Annotated in this window: 18 protein-coding genes; 10 read left to right on the top strand and 8 right to left on the bottom strand. The window is 71.5% G+C overall.

Annotated features, from left to right (window positions below):
- The 4 genes from ABFX54_RS11955 to rimP form a co-directional block, all read right to left on the bottom strand.
- Nucleotides 1-277 (bottom strand): translation initiation factor IF-2 N-terminal domain-containing protein (locus ABFX54_RS11955; protein ID WP_346104137.1); only part of this gene is annotated, 277 nt, incomplete at its 3' end.
- A gap of 125 nt (nucleotides 278-402) precedes the next feature.
- The gene (locus ABFX54_RS11960) at nucleotides 403-702 is read right to left on the bottom strand and encodes a YlxR family protein (RefSeq protein WP_346104139.1); all 300 of its coding nucleotides are present in this window, start codon (nucleotides 700-702) and stop codon (nucleotides 403-405) included.
- A complete protein-coding gene (gene nusA, locus ABFX54_RS11965; RefSeq protein WP_346104140.1) occupies nucleotides 686-1,690 on the bottom strand; it encodes a transcription termination factor NusA in 1,005 nt (334 codons plus the stop codon). Before nusA ends, ABFX54_RS11960 begins: the two co-directional genes overlap by 17 nt.
- A gap of 12 nt (nucleotides 1,691-1,702) precedes the next feature.
- Nucleotides 1,703-2,188, bottom strand: coding sequence for a ribosome maturation factor RimP (rimP, locus tag ABFX54_RS11970; RefSeq protein ID WP_346104142.1), 486 nt, complete (start codon nucleotides 2,186-2,188; stop codon nucleotides 1,703-1,705).
- A gap of 282 nt (nucleotides 2,189-2,470) precedes the next feature.
- On the opposite strand from rimP, the gene ABFX54_RS11975 reads away from it, so the two are divergent.
- Together ABFX54_RS11975 and ABFX54_RS11980 are read left to right on the top strand one after the other, a co-directional pair.
- Nucleotides 2,471-2,965: a hypothetical protein gene (locus ABFX54_RS11975; protein WP_346104144.1), complete on the top strand. Its 495-nt coding sequence runs from the start codon at nucleotides 2,471-2,473 to the stop codon at nucleotides 2,963-2,965.
- On the top strand, nucleotides 2,962-3,510 hold the full coding sequence (locus ABFX54_RS11980) for a ferritin-like domain-containing protein (RefSeq protein ID WP_346104145.1): 549 nt from the start codon (nucleotides 2,962-2,964) through the stop codon (nucleotides 3,508-3,510). Before ABFX54_RS11975 ends, ABFX54_RS11980 begins: the two co-directional genes overlap by 4 nt.
- Before the next feature lie 20 nt (nucleotides 3,511-3,530).
- Here ABFX54_RS11980 and ABFX54_RS11985 read toward each other — a convergent pair whose 3' ends face one another.
- Nucleotides 3,531-4,598, bottom strand: a complete 1,068-nt coding sequence (locus tag ABFX54_RS11985; RefSeq protein ID WP_346104147.1) for an ArsR/SmtB family transcription factor — start codon at nucleotides 4,596-4,598, stop codon at nucleotides 3,531-3,533.
- 68 nt (nucleotides 4,599-4,666) lie between these two features.
- Here ABFX54_RS11985 and ABFX54_RS11990 point away from each other — a divergent pair, with 68 nt between their 5' ends.
- Genes ABFX54_RS11990 through ABFX54_RS12005 form a run of 4 tightly spaced genes read left to right on the top strand, consistent with a single transcriptional unit; the run spans nucleotide 4,667 to nucleotide 8,583 of the window.
- Nucleotides 4,667-5,515, top strand: a complete 849-nt coding sequence (locus tag ABFX54_RS11990; protein ID WP_346104148.1) for an alpha/beta hydrolase family protein — start codon at nucleotides 4,667-4,669, stop codon at nucleotides 5,513-5,515.
- On the top strand, nucleotides 5,512-6,501 hold the full coding sequence (locus tag ABFX54_RS11995) for a Bug family tripartite tricarboxylate transporter substrate binding protein (protein ID WP_346104150.1): 990 nt from the start codon (nucleotides 5,512-5,514) through the stop codon (nucleotides 6,499-6,501). Before ABFX54_RS11990 ends, ABFX54_RS11995 begins: the two co-directional genes overlap by 4 nt.
- Complete coding sequence (locus ABFX54_RS12000; RefSeq protein WP_346104152.1) at nucleotides 6,498-7,082, top strand: tripartite tricarboxylate transporter TctB family protein; 585 nt, start codon at nucleotides 6,498-6,500, stop codon at nucleotides 7,080-7,082. The genes ABFX54_RS11995 and ABFX54_RS12000 overlap by 4 nt, the downstream gene beginning before the upstream one ends.
- Nucleotide 7,083: 1 nt before the next feature.
- A complete protein-coding gene (locus tag ABFX54_RS12005; RefSeq protein WP_346104154.1) occupies nucleotides 7,084-8,583 on the top strand; it encodes a tripartite tricarboxylate transporter permease in 1,500 nt (499 codons plus the stop codon).
- A gap of 55 nt (nucleotides 8,584-8,638) precedes the next feature.
- Here ABFX54_RS12005 and ABFX54_RS12010 read toward each other — a convergent pair whose 3' ends face one another.
- Together ABFX54_RS12010 and ABFX54_RS12015 are read right to left on the bottom strand one after the other, a co-directional pair.
- Entirely contained in the window at nucleotides 8,639-10,384 is a 1,746-nt protein-coding gene (locus ABFX54_RS12010; RefSeq protein ID WP_346104156.1) for a proline--tRNA ligase, read from the bottom strand.
- A gap of 166 nt (nucleotides 10,385-10,550) precedes the next feature.
- The gene (locus tag ABFX54_RS12015; RefSeq protein ID WP_346104158.1) at nucleotides 10,551-11,222 is read right to left on the bottom strand and encodes a hypothetical protein; all 672 of its coding nucleotides are present in this window, start codon (nucleotides 11,220-11,222) and stop codon (nucleotides 10,551-10,553) included.
- 134 nt (nucleotides 11,223-11,356) lie between these two features.
- Here ABFX54_RS12015 and ABFX54_RS12020 point away from each other — a divergent pair, with 134 nt between their 5' ends.
- Nucleotides 11,357-12,301: an acyl-CoA dehydrogenase family protein gene (locus ABFX54_RS12020; protein WP_346104160.1), complete on the top strand. Its 945-nt coding sequence runs from the start codon at nucleotides 11,357-11,359 to the stop codon at nucleotides 12,299-12,301.
- Nucleotides 12,302-12,368: 67 nt separating this feature from the next.
- On the opposite strand, the gene ABFX54_RS12025 is transcribed toward ABFX54_RS12020, so the two are convergent.
- Nucleotides 12,369-12,854: a hypothetical protein gene (locus tag ABFX54_RS12025; protein WP_346104161.1), complete on the bottom strand. Its 486-nt coding sequence runs from the start codon at nucleotides 12,852-12,854 to the stop codon at nucleotides 12,369-12,371.
- A gap of 93 nt (nucleotides 12,855-12,947) precedes the next feature.
- Between ABFX54_RS12025 and ABFX54_RS12030 the strand changes: the two genes are divergently transcribed.
- The 3 genes from ABFX54_RS12030 to ABFX54_RS12040 are packed head-to-tail and all read left to right on the top strand — an operon-like array spanning nucleotide 12,948 to nucleotide 16,610.
- Nucleotides 12,948-14,015: an LLM class flavin-dependent oxidoreductase gene (locus ABFX54_RS12030; protein ID WP_346104163.1), complete on the top strand. Its 1,068-nt coding sequence runs from the start codon at nucleotides 12,948-12,950 to the stop codon at nucleotides 14,013-14,015.
- A complete protein-coding gene (locus tag ABFX54_RS12035) occupies nucleotides 14,015-15,076 on the top strand; it encodes a hypothetical protein (protein ID WP_346104165.1) in 1,062 nt (353 codons plus the stop codon). The genes ABFX54_RS12030 and ABFX54_RS12035 overlap by 1 nt, the downstream gene beginning before the upstream one ends.
- 49 nt (nucleotides 15,077-15,125) lie before the next feature.
- Nucleotides 15,126-16,610 carry an AMP-binding protein gene (locus tag ABFX54_RS12040; protein WP_346104167.1) on the top strand — a complete coding sequence of 495 codons (1,485 nt, stop codon included), beginning with the start codon at nucleotides 15,126-15,128 and terminating at the stop codon, nucleotides 16,608-16,610.
- Nucleotides 16,611-16,666 lie beyond the last annotated feature (56 nt).

Genomic DNA, 16,666 nt, shown 5'->3' on the forward strand with positions numbered 1-16,666 from the left:
CTGGAACCGGCGCCTGCCCGGCGCCGTTGGCGGCCTGGCCATCGGCCGGCCGCGGCGCAGCCCTTGGCGGCTGCGGCTTGTTGGACGACTGACCGCCGCCCCTTGAGGGGCCGCCCTTGGACGCCCCCAACGCTTCGGTGAGCCTGCGGACCACCGGCGCCTCGATGGTGGAGGACGCCGAACGGACGAACTCCCCCATCTCCTGGAGCTTGGCCATGACGACCTTGCTCTCTACGCCGAACTCCTTAGCGAGCTCGTATACCCGGACCTTCGCCACTGCACTCCCTTACTCGGCCCGGGAGGCTGGCTATGCCGTCCGGACCGTCGCTACCTTGACGTCTTCATCGCCGCGTGCTCATCAGGCGCTCATAGCAATCTGACTCCGCCCATCAACTCGGCGTCCTACATGACATTTCGTGGTTCTCCTTCTAGATGCGCCCGTACGGGCGACACGTCAAGCGGCCCCCGCACGCGGAACGCGCGCGGAAACGCTCGGCGCCGCTCGGCGAGCTCCAGACAACTCAAGGACGGATGCAGCGATGCACCGCGGCCTGAAAGCCGTCCTCGCAGGTCGGGGACCACTTGATCCTCGACCCGCACCAGTCGGAGCAGCTCGGACTTAGCCGTGCGAACCCTGCAGCCCACACACGTGCGCTGTGGGACCGCGTGGCCACCATATTCCAGCTTACCGTGTTGACGCATCTACGGAACCGGCGGCGTCCTCGGCTTGGGTGTCGGGCCGGATGTCGATCCGCCATCCGGTCAGTCGTGCGGCGAGCCGGGCGTTCTGCCCCTCTTTGCCGATGGCCAGCGAGAGCTGGTAGTCGGGCACGGTCACCCGCGCGACGCGTCCGTCGAGATCGAGAACCTCGACATGGGAAACGCGTGCGGGCGACAGGGCATTCCCCACGAACTCGCCGGGGTCCTCCGACCAGTCGATGATGTCGATCTTCTCGCCGTGCAGCTCGGTCATCACGTTGCGCACCCGCGAGCCCATCGGCCCGATGCAGGCGCCCTTGGCGTTGACGCCGGGCTTGCGCGACCTGACCGCGATCTTCGTGCGGTGGCCGGCCTCGCGGGCGACCGCGGCGATCTCGACGGTGCCGTCGGCGATCTCCGGGACCTCCAGCGCGAACAGCTTCTTCACCAGCCCGGGGTGGGTGCGCGACAGGGTAACCGACGGGCCCTTGTGGCCCTTCTTCACCTGCACCACGTAGGCGCGGATGCGCTCGCCGTGGGCGTATTCCTCGCCGGGGACCTGCTCGGCGTGGGGCAGCACGGCCTCGATCTTGCCGAGGTCGACCAGCACCACGCGCGGGTCCTTGCCCTGCTGGATCACGCCGGAGACCAGCTCACCCTCGCGGCTGGCGAACTCACCGAAGTTGATCTCGTCCTCGGCGTCGCGCAGCTGCTGCAGGATGACCTGCTTGGCGGTGGTCGCGGCGATCCGGCTGAAGTTGCCCGGGGTGTCGTCGAACTCCCTGACGACCTCGCCCTCGTCGTCCAGCTCCGCCGCCCAGATCGTGACGTGGCCGCTGCCACGGTCGAGCTCGGCCCGCGCCTTGGGGGCCGCGCCCTCCGTGCGGAAGTACGCGATCAGCAGCGCGTCCTCGATCGCCTTGACGACCAGGTCGAAGGAGATGTCCTTCTCCCGCTCCAGGCTGCGCAGGACGCTCATGTCGATGTCCACGACGGCTCCCCCTTAGCCTTCGTCGCCGTCGACGTCGTCGAAGCGGCGGAACTCCACCTGCACCCGTCCGCGGGTCAGGCTCTCGTAGTCAAGTCTGCGCGCCGCGCCCTCGACGTCGAGGTCGACGCCGGTGTCGTCGGCGGTCATGATGCGGCCCTCCACCACGGTGCCGTCTCGCAGCTCGGCCTTCACCAGCCGTTTCGCCGCGCGGCGCCAGTGGCGCGGCTCGGTGAGCGGGCGGTCGACGCCGGGCGAGGAGACCTCGAGTGTGTAAGCGGCCTGGCCCATCGCGTCGGTGTCGTCGAGGGCCGTGGAGACGGCCTGGCTGACGTCGGCCACGTCGTCGAGGCTCACGCCGCCGTCACGATCGACGATCACCCGCAGCAGCCGTCTCTTGCCTGCCTGGGTGACCGTGATGTCCTCCAGGTCGAGACCCTCCGCGCTGACCACGGGCTCCAGGAGCTTCATCAGGTGGTCGCGGGGTGATGCGCTGCCCATATCGACCTCCCCTATTGTCATGTCTCAGCCGGGCGGACCTCGCCTCTGGCTCTCCGCCGTCTGGCCGCTCAGCCAGCGACGACAGTTGACACCCTATCCGTATGAGGGCACAGAAAGAGCGCCACTCGTCACGGTCGGACGGTGGGTCGAACGACAGGCCGGATCACGGGCCTGATCACGAGCCCGATCACGGGGCGTCGCCGGGCGGCGATCCCGGGCACTGGCCGTACGATGCTAGCGAGGTCCGCGACAGGGGTCAGAGACATGTGGAGGTTCGAGTCCGTGCGCCCGGTTCAGCTCTCCAGGCGAGCCTTGCTGGCGGGCGGGGCGGCCGCCCTCACCGCATGCAGCGCCTCCGGCCCCGATCGGCCGGCCGCGCCGGCCCCCGACTCGCCCGAGACGGTCATGCTGAAGGGCCTCATCGCGGAGAAGGAGCGCACGATCGCGCTCTACTCGTCGCTGATCTCGGGCGGGGCCGACAAGCTCGTGCCGTTCAGGGACCGCCATCAGGCCCATCTCGACGAGCTGCGCAAGCACGTGACCGTCCCGCCCACGCCGGGCGCCGCGTCCGGGCCGGTGTCGCCATCCCCCACGTCCCCCACGTCCACCGCGAAGGCGCGTAAACCGTCGCTGGCCCGGCTGCGCGAGCTGGAGCGCAAGGCCGCGGCCGGGCGGGCGCGGGCGCTCGGCGGGCTCTCGCCAGGGGTGGCCCAGCTCGTCGCCAGCATCGGGGCCTGCGAGGCCGCCCACGTCGTCGCCCTGCCGAGGTCCCTGTGAGCGGCGCGGAGGCCGGTGTCAGCGCCGCCGGGGTCGCCGCGCGCAGTGCCGAGCGCAGTGCCCAGGCCGCTGCGAGAGACGCGGGCGACATCGACAAGTTGCGCAAGGCGCTGGCGGCGGAGCACGCGGTGTTGTTCGCCTACGGGCTGCTCGGGGCGCGCACCTCGGGCTCGCTGCGGTCCAGGATGAGCGCGGCCTACGAGGCCCACAGGTCCAGGCGCGACCAACTGCGCGCGCTGATCACGGCGCGGGGCGGGCGGCCGGTCGAGCCCGACGCGTCGTACGCGCTGCCGTTCTTCCCCTCCAACGCCACCCTGGCCGCGAACCTCGCGGTGCACCTGGAGGGCGGCGTCACGGCCGCCTACCTGGAGCTGGCCGCGGCCACCGAGGAGCCGCTGCGCCGGCACGCCGCGCTGGCCATGCAGGAGGCGGTGACCCGCTCCTACTCCTTCCGCCCGGCCCAGCCCGCGGCCTTTCCCGGCATGCCGGCCAAGGCAACGCCCGCCGCTTCGCCCGCGGCCTCGGCCGTCCAGGACGGGGAGTAGCGCCGTACGAGAGCCCTACGTCAGCGGTAGAGGACGGAGAGCAGGTCGGGGCCGAGGCGTTCGACCGCGTCGGCGTCGAGCTGGTAGTAGACGACCGAGCCGCGCCGGTGCGTGTGGACGAGCTGGGCCTCCCTGAGCCGGCGCAGGTGCCTGGAGACCTGGGGCGCGGTCATGCCGAGCTGGGTGGCGAGCTCGGCGGTGGCGACCGGATTGCGCAGGATCGCGTAGCACAGCCGCAGCCGCGTGGGGTCCTGGAGGGCGGCGAGCCTGCGCCTGGCGGTCTCCAGCGTGGGCGTGCCGGCCCCGTCGGCGCTGTACTGGATGACGACCGGATAGCCCGGATAGTGCTTGATCACGAAGTGGGGGCGGCCGTGCACGGTCGGGACGAGCAGGCAGGGGCGGTCGTCGTCCACCCGCGCGGTGGCGTTGTAGAGCTTGTCGAACACGACGCGCACCCACCGGCCCGACGGCTGGACCGCTGACGCGGTCGGGAAGTCGGCCAGCGACAGGGCGCCCTTCCTGCGCAGGTCGCGCTCGCGCAGCGCGCCGTCGCGGTCGAGGACGCGGCGCAGGGCGGGCCATTCGGCGTCGAAGGCGGCGGCGGCGAAGGCGGCCAGGAAGCCGAGCAGCTCGGCGCGCACCCCTTCGGGGTCGGCCAGCAGCCGGGCGCCGATCTCCATCCGGCTGGAGGAGATCAGCCGGAGCCGGTGCAGCACCTCGTCGCTGAGCCGGGGCGCGAGCCCGGTGTCGTTCTTGCCGATCAGCGCCTGCACGCTCATGGCCGTGAACTCGCCGATGGGCAGCCCCGCCACCTCCTCCAGCTCGTCGTCGAGCGTGCGCCGCGCGCCGGCGGTCAGCGGCAGCAGGTAGCGGGCGCGGAAGGCGCCCCAGAGCGGCGCCCAGACGGCGGCCTGGGCGAGCAGCGCGGTGTCGAGGTCGGCGTGGGCCCTGGCCACCCAGGCGGCGCTGGCGGGGTGGTGGCCCGGCTCGTCGAACGCGTGGAGACAGGCGCACAACTCGGCCAGGGGCGACTGGCGCACGACGACGGATCCGGCGGCGGGCGGGTCGAGGAGGAGCGTGACGGCCACCCTGCAGATTACCGCGTTCGCGGCAATCTCCTTGTGGAGCCCTCCGCGTTTGCGCAGGCTGTCGCCTCATGGCTGAGGCACTGCACGTGGTCAAGCATCCGACGGGCTTCTATTCGGCGGGCGCGACGACCGTCTTCGCGTCGAGATACGACCAGAGATTCTCCTACTGCCTGTACGTGCCGTCCGCCCACGACCCGGACGGCGCTCCCCTGCCTGTGGCCGTTCTGCAGCACGGGACGGGGCGGCGCGGACCGCAGTATCGCGACAACTTCGCCGGCTGGGCCGAGGAGCACGACTGCCTGGTGCTGGCGCCGCTCTTCCCCGCCGGCATCGGCGACGACCCCCAGGACCTGCACAACTTCAAGTTCCTCCGGTACGACGGCATCCGCTTCGACCTGGCCCTGCTGGCCATGGTCGAGGAGGTGGCCGAGCGCTTCAACGTACGGACGGAGAGGTTCCTGCTGCACGGCTTCTCCGGCGGCGGGCAGTTCGTGCACCGGTTCGCCTACCTGCACCCCGACCGCCTGTGCGGATTGTCCATCGGGGCACCGGGGCGGATAACGTACATCGATCCCGACAGCCCGTGGTGGATCGGGCTGAAGGGGTTCGAGGAGGAGTTCGGCTGCGCCCCGAGGATCGGGGAACTGCGGGACGTGCCGGTCCAGATGGTCGTGGGCAGCGCCGACGTGGAGACCTGGGAGATCAACAACCAAGGCGACTCCAACTGGATGGACGGCGCCGACGCCCACGGCGTGACGCGGCTCGAACGGCTGACGGCGTTGCGCGACAACTTCGAGGCCCACGGCATCGGCGTGCGGTTCGACGTCGTGCCGGGCGTGGGGCACGAGCCGATGCAGGTGCTCGGCCCCGTCAAGGACTTCTTCGCATCGATCCTCACCCCCCGGGAGCCATCATGAAGATCAGACTGGTGGCCGCCGTCGCGGCGGCCGTGACGCTCAGCGGCGGCTGCGCCGTGGGCGAGAGCACCGACGCGGGCGGCGAGTACCCGAGCAAGGCCCTGTCGATCATGGCCCCGGGCAGCCCCGGCGGTGGCTGGGACACCCGGGCGCGCGGCATCGCGAGCGCGCTCGGCGAGTGCCAGGTGGCCGAGGTGGACGCCACGGTCACGAACGTGCCGGGCGCGGGCGGGACCATCGGGCTGGCGCAGTTCGCCAAGCGGAACGGCGACCCCTACCAGCTCATGGTCATGGACAGCGTCACCATGCTGGGCGGCATCGTGAACAACAAGTCGCCGGTCGACCTGTCCACGCTGACGCCGGTGGCGGGGCTGAGCCGGGGGCCGAGCGCCATCGTGGTGGCGAAGAAGTCCTCGTACAAGGAGCTGAAGGCGCTGCTCGACGCGATGCAGGCCAAGCCGCACAGCGTCAAGTGGACCGGCGGCTCGCTCGGCGGGCCCGGCCAGATGACGGTGGCCGGGCTGGCCAAGGGCCGCGACATCGCCGCCAAGGAGATCAACTTCGTGCCCACCGCCGGTGGCGGCGAGTCCATGAACCTGCTGCTCAGCGGGGCCGCCACGGTCGGCATCGACACCGTGGCCGAGCTGCGGCCGCAGATCGAGGCGGGCGAGCTGCGGGTGCTGGCCGTCGACTCCGAGCAGCGGGTGCCCGGCATCGACGCGCCGACCATGAAGGAGCTGGGCCTGGCCGACGAGGCGGTCTCCACGCTGGCGGGCGTGCTGGCCCCGGCCGGGCTGTCGAAGGAGCAGCAGCAGGACGTGATCGGGCTGATCGACAAGGTCCGCCAGTCGTCGTGCTGGAAGCAGGTGCTCAAGCGCAACAACTGGACCGAGGACTGGAAGCCGGGCGACGAGTTCGGCAAGGTGCTGGCCGAGCAGCGGACGCAGGTCACCGCCATCCTGGGTGAGCTGGGGCTCGGCAAGTGACGCAGCGGATCGTCTCGCTCGGCTTCCTGGCGGCGGCCGTGGTCGTGCTGGCCCAGGCCTTCTCCATCCCCCAGGGCAACGGGTACCAGGCGGTGGGGCCGCGTGCGTTCCCGCTGCTGGTGGGGGTGGGGCTGGCCGCGGTGTCGGTGATCGGGGTGGTCCAGGCGTTCCGGCCCGGCTCCACCCCGGGCGCGGTCGCGGCGGGCTCGGTCGCGTCCGGTGAGGACACGTCGGGCGAGGTCGTGTCGGCTGCGGTCGCGTCCGGTGAGGACGCGTCGGGCGAGGTCGCGTCGGCTGCGGTCGCGTCCGGTGAGGACGCGTCGAGTGAGGACGGCGAGACGCACTGGCCGTCGGTGCTGATGTTGCTGGGGGCGCTGGCCGCGTACGCGCTGCTGCTCGTCCCCGCGGGCTACTGGCAGGCCACGACCCTGTTCTTCGTGGCCGTGGCCAGGGTCCTGGGCAGCCGGCGGCTGGTGCGCGACGTGCTCGCCGGGCTGGTGCTGGCGCTGGCCACGTACTTCCTGTTCGACCGGCTCCTCGGCATCACGCTGCCGCCGGGCCTGATCAGATTGGCGTTCTGAGATGGACGTGCTGGGCAACCTGCTCGACGGGTTCGGCCACGCGCTGAGCCTGCAGAACCTGCTGCTGGCCATGCTCGGGGTCACCGTCGGCACGCTCGTGGGCGTGCTGCCGGGGCTCGGGCCGGCCACGACGATCGCGTTGCTGCTGCCGCTGACGTTCGTGTTCGACCCCGTCGGGGCGTTCGTGATGTTCGCCGGGATCTACTACGGCGGCATGTACGGCGGCTCGACCACCGCGATCCTGCTCAACATCCCGGGCGAGACGGCCTCGATCCCGACCACGCTGGAGGGCTATCCGATGGCCCGGCGCGGGCGGGCGGGGGCGGCGCTGGCGACGGCGGCCATCGGCTCGTTCGTGGCCGGCACGATCTCCACGGTCGTCATCACGTTCCTGGCCCCCGGCATGTCGAACATCGCCAAGCTGATCCAGCCGGCCGAGTACTTCTCGATCATGGTGCTCGCGTTCGTGACGGTCACCTCGCTGATGGGCGACTCGATCGTACGAGGGCTGTCGAGCCTGTTCGTCGGGCTGACGATCGGCCTGGTCGGGATCGACCAGATGACCGGCCAGCCGCGCTTCGCCTTCGGGGCGCCCGAGCTGTACGAAGGGCTGTCGGTGGTGGCGGTCGCGGTGGGGCTGTTCGCGGTGGCCGAGGCGGTCTCCACGGCCGCCTCCCGGCACCGGCCCGCGCAGGCGCCCGTCACCGTGGACGGCAGGGTCGGCATGACGCGGGAGGACTGGCGGCGCTCGTGGCGGCCGTGGCTGCGCGGGACGCTGTTCGGGTTGCCCATCGGCTCGCTGCCGGCGGGCGGGGCCGAACTGCCCACGTTCCTGAGCTACAACGTCGAGAAGCGGCTGTCGAAGCACAAGGAGGAGTTCGGGCAGGGGGCCATCGAGGGCGTGGCGGGGCCCGAGGCGGCCAACAACGCGGCGTTCTCCGGGGTGCTGGTGCCGCTGCTCACGCTGGGCATCCCGACCTCGGCGACGGCCAGCATGCTGCTGATCGCGTTCCAGATCTACAACGTGCAGCCCGGGCCGCAGCTCTTCGACCAGCAGCCGGTGCTGGTGTGGACGCTGATCGCCAGCCTCTACATCGGCAACGTGATGCTGCTGGTGCTGAACCTGCCGCTGATCCGGGTGTGGGTGAAGCTGCTGAGCGTGCCGCCGGCGTTGCTGACGGCGGCGATCCTGACGTTCGCCACCCTGGGCGTCTACTCGATCTCGCAGAGCGTGTTCGAGGTGCTGATCGCGTACGGGTTCGGGCTGCTGGGGTGGGTGTTGCACCGGGCCCGGTATCCGGTGGCGCCGCTGATCCTGGGGGCGGTGCTGGGGCCGTTGATGGAGGTGCAGTTCCGGCGGGCGCTGGCCTTCAGCGAGGGGGATCCGACGGTGTTCGTGACGCGGCCGGTGTCGCTGGTGATCCTGCTCGTCGCGGTGGCGTGCCTGGTCGGGCCGGTGGTCGTACGGCGGCGGTCGAAGTCGCCCCTGCCCGTCGCCTGATCCACCTGGCCCGCCCGGCGAGCATGTGCGCCGGGCGGGCTGAGGCGGTGGCGGCTCAGTCGGTGGTGGCGGCGATCACGCGGTCGGCGGCCTCGGCGAGGGGGATCTCCGACTTCTCGCCGGTCACCCGGTCGCGCAGCTCCACCACGCCCTGCGAGAGCCCGCGCCCGACCACCACGATCGTGGGCAGGCCGAGCAGCTCGGCGTCCTTGAACTTCACGCCGGGCGAGACCTGCGCCCGGTCGTCGACCAGGACCCGCAGGCCGCGCGACTCCAGCTCGGCCCCCAGCTCCAGGGCGGCCTCCACCTGGTTTTCCTTGCCGGTGCCGACGATGTGCACGTCGGCGGGCGCGACCTCGCGCGGCCACACCAGCCCGAGCTGGTCGTGGGCCTGCTCGGCGATGACGGCCACCGCGCGCGAGACGCCGATGCCGTAGGAGCCCATGGTGACGCGGATGGGCTTGCCGTCGGGGCCGAGCGCGTCGAGGCCGGCGGCGTCGGCGTATTTGCGGCCGAGCTGGAAGATGTGGCCGATCTCGATGCCCCGGTCGATGGACAGCTCGGCGCCGCAGCGGGGGCACGGGTCGCCGGCGCGCACCTCGGCGGCCTCGATCGTGCCGTCGGGGGTGAAGTCGCGGCCGGCGACCACGTTGACGGCGTGCTTGCCGGGCTCGTTGGCGCCGGTCACCCAGGAGGTGCCGGTGACGACGCGCGGGTCGACGAGGTAGCGGATGCCGAGCTCGCGCAGGACCTGCGGGCCGATGTAGCCGCGGACGAGACCCGGGTGCTTGGCGAAGTCGGCCGCCTCGAAGATGGCCGGCTCGCCGGGCGCCAGCGACGCCTCAAGGCGCTTGAAGTCCACCTCGCGGTCGCCGGGCACGCCGACGACCAGGGTCTCGACCTTGTCGGAGCCGGGCGTGGTCACCTTGACGACGACGTTCTTGAGCGTGTCGGCGGCGGTGACGGACAGGCCGTGGTGCTCGTTGACGTGGTTGACCAGGGACTCGATGGTCGGGGTGTCGGGCGTGTCGAGGACCCGCAGCGGCGCCGCGTCCTCGACGGGACGGGCGGCGGGCGCGGTGGTGACGACGGCCTCGGCGTTGGCCGCGTAGCCGCAGGAGTGGCAGGCCACGAACGTGTCCTCGCCGGTGGGCGTGGGGGCCAGGAACTCCTCGGAGGCCGAGCCGCCCATGGCGCCGGACGTGGCGAAGACGATCTTGTAGGAGATGCCGAGGCGGTCGAACGTGCGGATGTAGGTCTCGCGGTGCTGCTCGTAGGAGCGCTTGAGCCCGTCGTCGTCGAGGTCGAAGGAGTAGGAGTCCTTCATCAGGAACTCGCGGCCGCGCAGGATGCCCGCCCTGGGCCGCGCCTCGTCGCGATATTTGGTCTGAATTTGGTAAAGGGTGACCGGATAGTCCTTGTAGGAGGAGTATTCGCTCTTGACCATGTCGGCGAAGAGCTCCTCGTGCGTGGGACCGAGCAGATAGTCGGCGCCCTTACGGTCTTGAAGGCGGAAGAGCGTGTCGCCGTATTCGGTCCAGCGACCGGTCGCCTCGTAGTATTCGCGGGGCAGCAGCGCGGGGAAGAGCACTTCCTGGCCGCCCATGCGGTTCATTTCCTCGCGGACGATCCTCGCGACGTTCTCCAGCACCATCTTGCCGAGCGGGAGCCAGGAGTAGATGCCGGGGGCCACGCGGCGGACATAGCCGGCGCGGACCAGGAGCTTGTGGCTCGGGACTTCCGCGTCTGCCGGGTCGTCCCGCAGGGTGCGAAGAAACAACGACGACATGCGCAGCAACACGGCTACTCCTTGCTCGAACCTGGATGTGAAGGACTACAGGCTATCGAGTCGGAGGAGCGCCGCGCTCGGGCTTATCAGGTGCTGGGGGCACGGGAGGATTCGGACAACCGAGAGGACGACCCGAAAAACGACGCGGAAGACGGCGCACAAGACAGCGCGGAAAGGATCAGGCGGCCAGCGGGAACCAGCCCGCCACGAAGGCCGCGAGGCAGAACGTGAACAGTGCCGCGAACACCGCCGACATGGCCAGCGCGCGCACCCGTCCGCCCGCGTTCCTGCGCAGGAAGAACACCAGGGCCAGGGCGAGGAGCCCGACCGAAACCGCGGGTCCCGGCCAGAACGACTGGTCGCTGTCGATGAAGCCGGGGGTGGAGCGGTCCACCACGTCGGTGATCAGCGCGGCTCCGATCGCGCCCGCGGCCACGTCACCCCAGGCGTCGTCCCTGCGTGTGACGTACGCCAGCAGGCCCAGCACGACGAGCAGGCCGAGCGTCCAGTTGAGCCCGACGGCGCTGCCGCCGATGACGTCGAAGGCCTCGTCGCCGCGCAGGGCGGTCGCGCCGAGCGCGGCGACCAGCGTGGAGACCGCCGCGAGGAACGTGGTCACCAAGGCCCAGCCGAATCCGGAAGCACTCACGCCCACGGCGAGAGAGAGGGCGAGATAGGCGTAAGGATCGTAGATCTGCCCGAACCATCGCGGACCGATCCCGGAAAGCAGCATTCCCAGCGTTCCGACGACCAGTCCGCCCAGGAAGGCCGTCACCAGGTGCCGTTCGATGGCACGTTGTCGCCGGTCGTACTCGGCGAAGTCGACGTAGTCGATGGTGGTGTTGTTCATCTCCGATTCCCTGGTCAACCCCTCACCGGCTAAATCTTGGGATAACCGCAATCAGACTATGTAACCCTACACAAAAGGCAAATTTCGGTCCTCCGCATTCCAAAACAAGCAATCGCTTGGTTATGGTGGAGCGCGTGACGCTCGCCGACGATCTCCGCGCCGTGGTCCGCGACTATCTCGACGCCCGTCCCGCCGCTTCGTGGCGGGCGTTCGCGGACGACGTCGGAATCGCCGGACTGCTCGTTCCTGAGAAGTACGGCGGCGCGGGCTGCGGCCCGGCGGAGACGGCCGCGGTGGCCGAGGAGCTGGGCCGGGCGCTGTCCCCTCACCCCTTCCTGCAGTCGGCGGTCATGGCCGTCGAAGCGGCCAGGGCGTGCGGGGCGGACGGGGTGCTGGCGGCGCTGGCCGGCGGGGAGACGACGGCGACCGTGGTGCTGCCGGGCGACGGCGAGCTCAGGCTGGAGGGCGGCCTGCTCACCGGGGTGGTGCCGTACGCGCTGGAGGGCGAGCTGGTGCTCCTGTACGCCGGCGGATCGCTGGTGGAGGCGGTGCCCGAGGAGCGGGAGACGTACCGGACGATGGACGAGAGCCGGCCGCTGCAGCGGCTCTCCTTCCGCGACACCCCGGTCCGGCGGCTGGGCGACGGCGGCTCGTGGGCCCGCGTGCGCGACCTCGGGATCGCGGCCCTGGCGGCCGAGCAGGTGGGCGGGGCGCAGCGATGCCTGGACATGGCGGTCGAGCACGCGCTGCGCCGGCACCAGTTCGGGCGGCCGATCGGGTCGTTCCAGGCGATCAAGCACAAGCTGGCCGACCTGCTGCTCCTGGTGGAGTCTGCCAGGTCGGCCGCGGGAGCGGCGGCCGATGACGAGGTGTCGGCGGCGGTCGCGGGGTCGTACTGCACGGAGGCGTACCTGACGGCGGCCGGGGAGAACATCCAGGTGCACGGCGGGATCGGGATCACCTGGGAGCATCCCGCGCATCGTTACTTCAAGCGGGCGACGTCGGACGCGCAGCTGTTCGGCCCGCCGCAGGCGCATCGCGCCCGCCTCGCCGCGCACGTCTTCGACGGCGACGTCTGAGCCGCACACAGGGTCAGACGCCTGAGCCGAATGTCCGGGGCCAGACGCCTGAGCCGCGTCCTCGGGGTCAGCCGCCGAGGAGTTCTTCCCAGGGGTGGCGGGTGTTGGTGCGGCGGGTGGTGTCGAGGGCCTCGGTCAGGCGCCAGAAACCGGGCCTGGCGCGTACGCCGGCCCGTCCCATCGGGTCGATCGCACGCAGTTCGAACCGCACGCCCATCACGTCGAGCACGGCCGAGCCCGCACCGGCCGGCCCCGCACCGGTGACCAGGGAGCCGTCGTGGGCGGGGTCGTCGCGTACCTGCTCGGCGAGCAGATCGGCCACCTCGGACGCGAAGGGGCCGTCGCGCCACTCGATGTGCCAGCCGTGGTCGGCGCCGGGCCACCAGGTCAGGTCGCGGCACGACTCGATGAAGTCGGCCTCGGCGGCCAGCGCGGCCATCACCCTGCCGAACGCTTCGTACCGGCGGGCCTCGGTGAGCGAGAGCCCGTCGCCGTGGTCGGAAGGCGGGCCGCTCTTCGGCCGCCGCAACGCGTGCTTTCGCTTCACGAGCATCACTCTGATCGCCGCCGCGCCCTTCCCGCAAGTCTTTGCCGCTGATACGCTCTACCAAGCGAGCGCTTGGTTTCCTATAACGCCGGAGGCGCGATGACGTCCCTACGGATCAGCCTGGGGTACGAACTGGAGGTCCGCGGCCGCACCCGCGAGGTCGAACAGCGGGCGTTCCAGAACGTGATCGACCAGGTCGTCCTGGGCGACAGGCTGGGCTTCGAGGCGGCCTGGTTCGTGGAGCACCACTTCACCAGGGGCTTCTCCCACTCCTCCGCCCCCGATCTGGTCCTGGCCGCCATCTCCCAGCGCACCGAGCGCATCAGGCTCGGGCTCGGGGTGGTGCTGCTGCCGTTCCAGTCCCCGATCCGCACGGCCGAGCGCGTCGCCACGCTGGACGTGCTGAGCGGCGGCCGGGTTGACTTCGGCACCGGGCGCGGGGCCTCCCCGCTGGAGTACCAGGCGTTCCAGCGGCCGTTCGAGAAGTCGCGGCAGATCTGGGAGGACTCCCTGGAGGCGACGCTCGCCATCTGGGAGGCCGACGGCGAGCCGGTCAGCCGGTCGAACGAGTTCTTCGAGATCCCCGACGTGGCCGTCTACCCGCGTCCGGCCCAGCGGCCCCATCCGCCGGTGTGGGTGGCCTCGACCTCCCTGGAGGGCTACCTGGCCGCCGCCCGGCGCGGGTACAACCTGCTCGGCATGACGATGCTCAAGGGCATCGACGACGTCGCCGCCGACATCGCGAAATATCGGGAGTGTCTGGCGGAGTACGGTTTCGACCCCGCCACGCGCCGGATCGCGCTCATGATCCCCTGGTTCGTGGCCCCCACCAGGGACGAGGCCACCGCCACGGCCGCCGACGCCGTCCTGTGGTACATCCGCCGCCAGGTCAACCTCGTCACCCCGCCCGACTACTACGACGCCCGCCACGCCACGCACCGCGTGCTCGGGCAACTGGCGGCCGGGATGCCGCCAGAGGAGTCCATGGCCACGCTGCGCGAGCACCTGATGGTGGTGGTGGACGACGTCGAGGGCTCGCGCAAGGCGCTGGCCAGGATCGCCGAGGCGGGCGCGACCGATCTGATCATCCAGGCGCAGGTGGGCGGGCTGGCACACGAGCGGGTGTGCGACTCGATCACCCTGTTCATGAAGGACGTGATGCGCTGATGGCGCGCTGGCTGACCCGCGACGACCTCGGGGCCGCCGCGGGATCCGCCACCGGCCTGCTGCTGGTCTCCCCCGACGTGTCGAGCGTCCTGCCCCTCGGACCCGGCGACCGGGCCGCCGCCGCCGAGCTGACCGGGGCGGCGCTGCGGGAGGCGGGAGTGGGCGAACGCGACCGGGTGGTGGTGGCGCTCGCCGAGCCGGCCGGGGCGCTGTGGACCGCGGCGGCGGCGGACGTGGCCGCGGCGGCGGCGTCCGTTGGCCCGCGCGGGCGGATGCGGCTGCACCACGCCCTGTCGGCGCTGAAGGCGACCACGCTGGTCGCCACCCCGACGGGCGCGATGGACCTCCTGGCCCGCCTGCATCTGGAGTTCCTGCTGGACCCGCTGGACCTCGGCCTCGGGAACATCGTCCTGACCGGGGAGATCGCCTCCAAGCGCACGCTCGGGCACCTGGCGGGCGAGTTCGGCGCCACGGTCACCGAGGTGCTGGCCAGCCCGTTCGGCGGCGGCGCGCTGGCGTGGCGGACGGCCGAGGAGGATCCGCTCAAACCGCTCGTGGACGGCCTGCTCGGGACCGCGGCCCTGGCCAGGGACGACGCGGCCGACCCCGCCGCCGGGCTGGCGGAGCTGGTCGTCACCCCGCACGCGCACTCCACGCTCGGCGACGCCGTGCTGCGGACCGGCCTGGTGGCCGGGACGGCCGGCTCGGCCATCCCCGCGCCGGCCCACACCGTGGGCGAGCACGTGCTGGTCAGAGGCGTGTGGCTGGCACTGCCGCGCATCGACAGGGCGCTGGCGAAGATCGACGGCGTGACCGGGTGGGAGCTGGCCGTGAGCCGCCACGGAACGCTGGACACGGCCGTGCTGACGGTGACGTTCGGCCGGGAGAGCCTGGTGGGCAACCCCATGTGGAAGGCGCGGATCGAGCAGTCCGTACGCGCGCTCACACCCGTCTCGATCGCCGTGGAGATCGCCCCCGAGGTCTCGGAGACCGCGACCCCCGGCACCGTCGCCGACGCACGCGGCCACCACCTGGGAAGGGACCGGAGCGCGCTCGCCTGAGAAGGGGCAGCCGATGGGATCGATGCCGGACTGGGGGACGCTCCCCCGCATGCTACGTGACCAGGCCGAACGGCATCCCGGCGCCGTCGCGGTCGCCGAGCGGGACGGCCCGCGGCTGACGCTGGCGGAGCTGAGGGAGCGGGCGTCCGGCGTCGCCCGCCGCCTGATGGCGCTCGGCGTGGCCCACGGTGACAGGGTGGCGATGTGGGGGGTGAACTCGGCGGCCTGGGTGACGCACGCGTTCGGGATCTGGGACGCGGGCGCGGTGATCGTGCCGCTGTCGGCGCGCTTCAAGGGGATCGAGGCCGCGCAGCTGATCGAGAAGACGGGCGCGAAGGTGCTGATCGCAGGGGCGGGGCCTGCGGATCCCCGGCCGGCGGAGCTGCTGCCCCCGCTGCCCGGCCCGCTGCACGTCCTCACCTCGGACGATCTGGCGGGGGAGGCGGTCTCCGCCGAGGCGGCCGAGGAGCGGGCACTGTCGGTCCTGCCGGGCGACCTGTGCGAGATCATGTCCACCTCGGGCACCACCGGCACCCCCAAAGGCGTCATGATCGACCACTCCCAGGTCCTGCGTGGCTACTGGGACTGGTCGGAGATCGTCACGCTGGACGAGAACGACCGCTATCCGGTGATCGCCCCGTTCAGCCACGGGTTCGGGCTGAACGCCGGGCTCGTGGCCTGTGTGCTGCGCCGGGCCACGATGGTGCCGATCCCGGTGTTCGCGCCGGAGTCGCTGATGTCACTGATCTCCTCCGAGCGGGTCACGGTGCTGGCCGGGCCGCCCACGCTCTTCCACCGGGTGCTGGACGAGCTGGACCGGGGCTCCTGGGACGTGTCGTCGCTGCGGGTGGCCATCTGCGGGGCGGCCGCCGTGCCGGCGAGCCTGATCACGCGGCTGGTCGAGCGGGTCGGGCTGGAACGCGTGATCAACGCGTACGGGCTGATGGAGGGCACGGTCGTCTCCATGACCCGGGCCGGCGACCCGATCGAGGTGGTCGCCGCGACGACCGGCAGGCCCGTGCCGGGCATCGAGGTGAAGATCGTGGACGACGACGGCAAGGAGGTCGCGCCCGGCGAGCGCGGCGAGATCCTCCAGCGCGGCTACGGCGTGATGCGCGGCTACTGGGACGACCCCGCCAAGACGGCCGAGGTCGTCGACGCCGGCGGCTGGCTGCACACCGGCGACGTCGGCGTTCTGGACGAGGCCGGCAACCTCGCGATCGTGGACCGCAAGAAGGAGCTCTACATCGTCAACGGGTTCAACGTCTCCCCCGCCGAGGTCGAGTCGCTGCTGCTGCGGGAGGGCTCGCTGGCGCAGGCGGCGGTCGTGGGCGTGCCCGACCCGGTCTCGGGCGAGGCCGGGCTGGCCTACGTCGTCCCCCGGCCCGGCCGGAACCCCGACCCCGACGCCCTGCTCGCGTGGGCGAGGGCCAACATGGCCGGCTACAAGGTGCCCAAGACGATCACCGTGCTGGACGCGCTGCCCACGAACCCGAACGGAAAGGTGGACAAGCTGGCATTACGCCCCCGATAGACGCGCCTGGCTGACAAGGTGAGGTGCTTCTCCCCACCGGCGCGGTGATGAGCGGC

The sequence above is a fragment of the Nonomuraea maheshkhaliensis genome, assembly GCF_039529435.1.
Lineage (GTDB): Bacteria > Actinomycetota > Actinomycetes > Streptosporangiales > Streptosporangiaceae > Nonomuraea > Nonomuraea maheshkhaliensis.

Excerpts from the sequence above, each read along its gene's own strand:
- rimP (WP_346104142.1), bottom strand. The coding sequence starts at position 2,188 with ATGGGCAGCGCATCACCCCGCGACCACCTGATGAAGCTCCTGGAGCCC.
- ABFX54_RS12030 (WP_346104163.1), top strand. The coding sequence starts at position 12,948 with ATGACGTCCCTACGGATCAGCCTGGGGTACGAACTGGAGGTCCGCGGC.
- ABFX54_RS11960 (WP_346104139.1), bottom strand. The coding sequence starts at position 702 with ATGCGTCAACACGGTAAGCTGGAATATGGTGGCCACGCGGTCCCACAG.
- ABFX54_RS11995 (WP_346104150.1), top strand. The coding sequence starts at position 5,512 with ATGAAGATCAGACTGGTGGCCGCCGTCGCGGCGGCCGTGACGCTCAGC.
- ABFX54_RS12005 (WP_346104154.1), top strand. The coding sequence starts at position 7,084 with ATGGACGTGCTGGGCAACCTGCTCGACGGGTTCGGCCACGCGCTGAGC.
- ABFX54_RS12040 (WP_346104167.1), top strand. The coding sequence starts at position 15,126 with ATGCTACGTGACCAGGCCGAACGGCATCCCGGCGCCGTCGCGGTCGCC.
- ABFX54_RS12015 (WP_346104158.1), bottom strand. The coding sequence starts at position 11,222 with ATGAACAACACCACCATCGACTACGTCGACTTCGCCGAGTACGACCGG.
- ABFX54_RS12035 (WP_346104165.1), top strand. The coding sequence starts at position 14,015 with ATGGCGCGCTGGCTGACCCGCGACGACCTCGGGGCCGCCGCGGGATCC.
- ABFX54_RS11990 (WP_346104148.1), top strand. The coding sequence starts at position 4,667 with ATGGCTGAGGCACTGCACGTGGTCAAGCATCCGACGGGCTTCTATTCG.
- ABFX54_RS12025 (WP_346104161.1), bottom strand. The coding sequence starts at position 12,854 with ATGCTCGTGAAGCGAAAGCACGCGTTGCGGCGGCCGAAGAGCGGCCCG.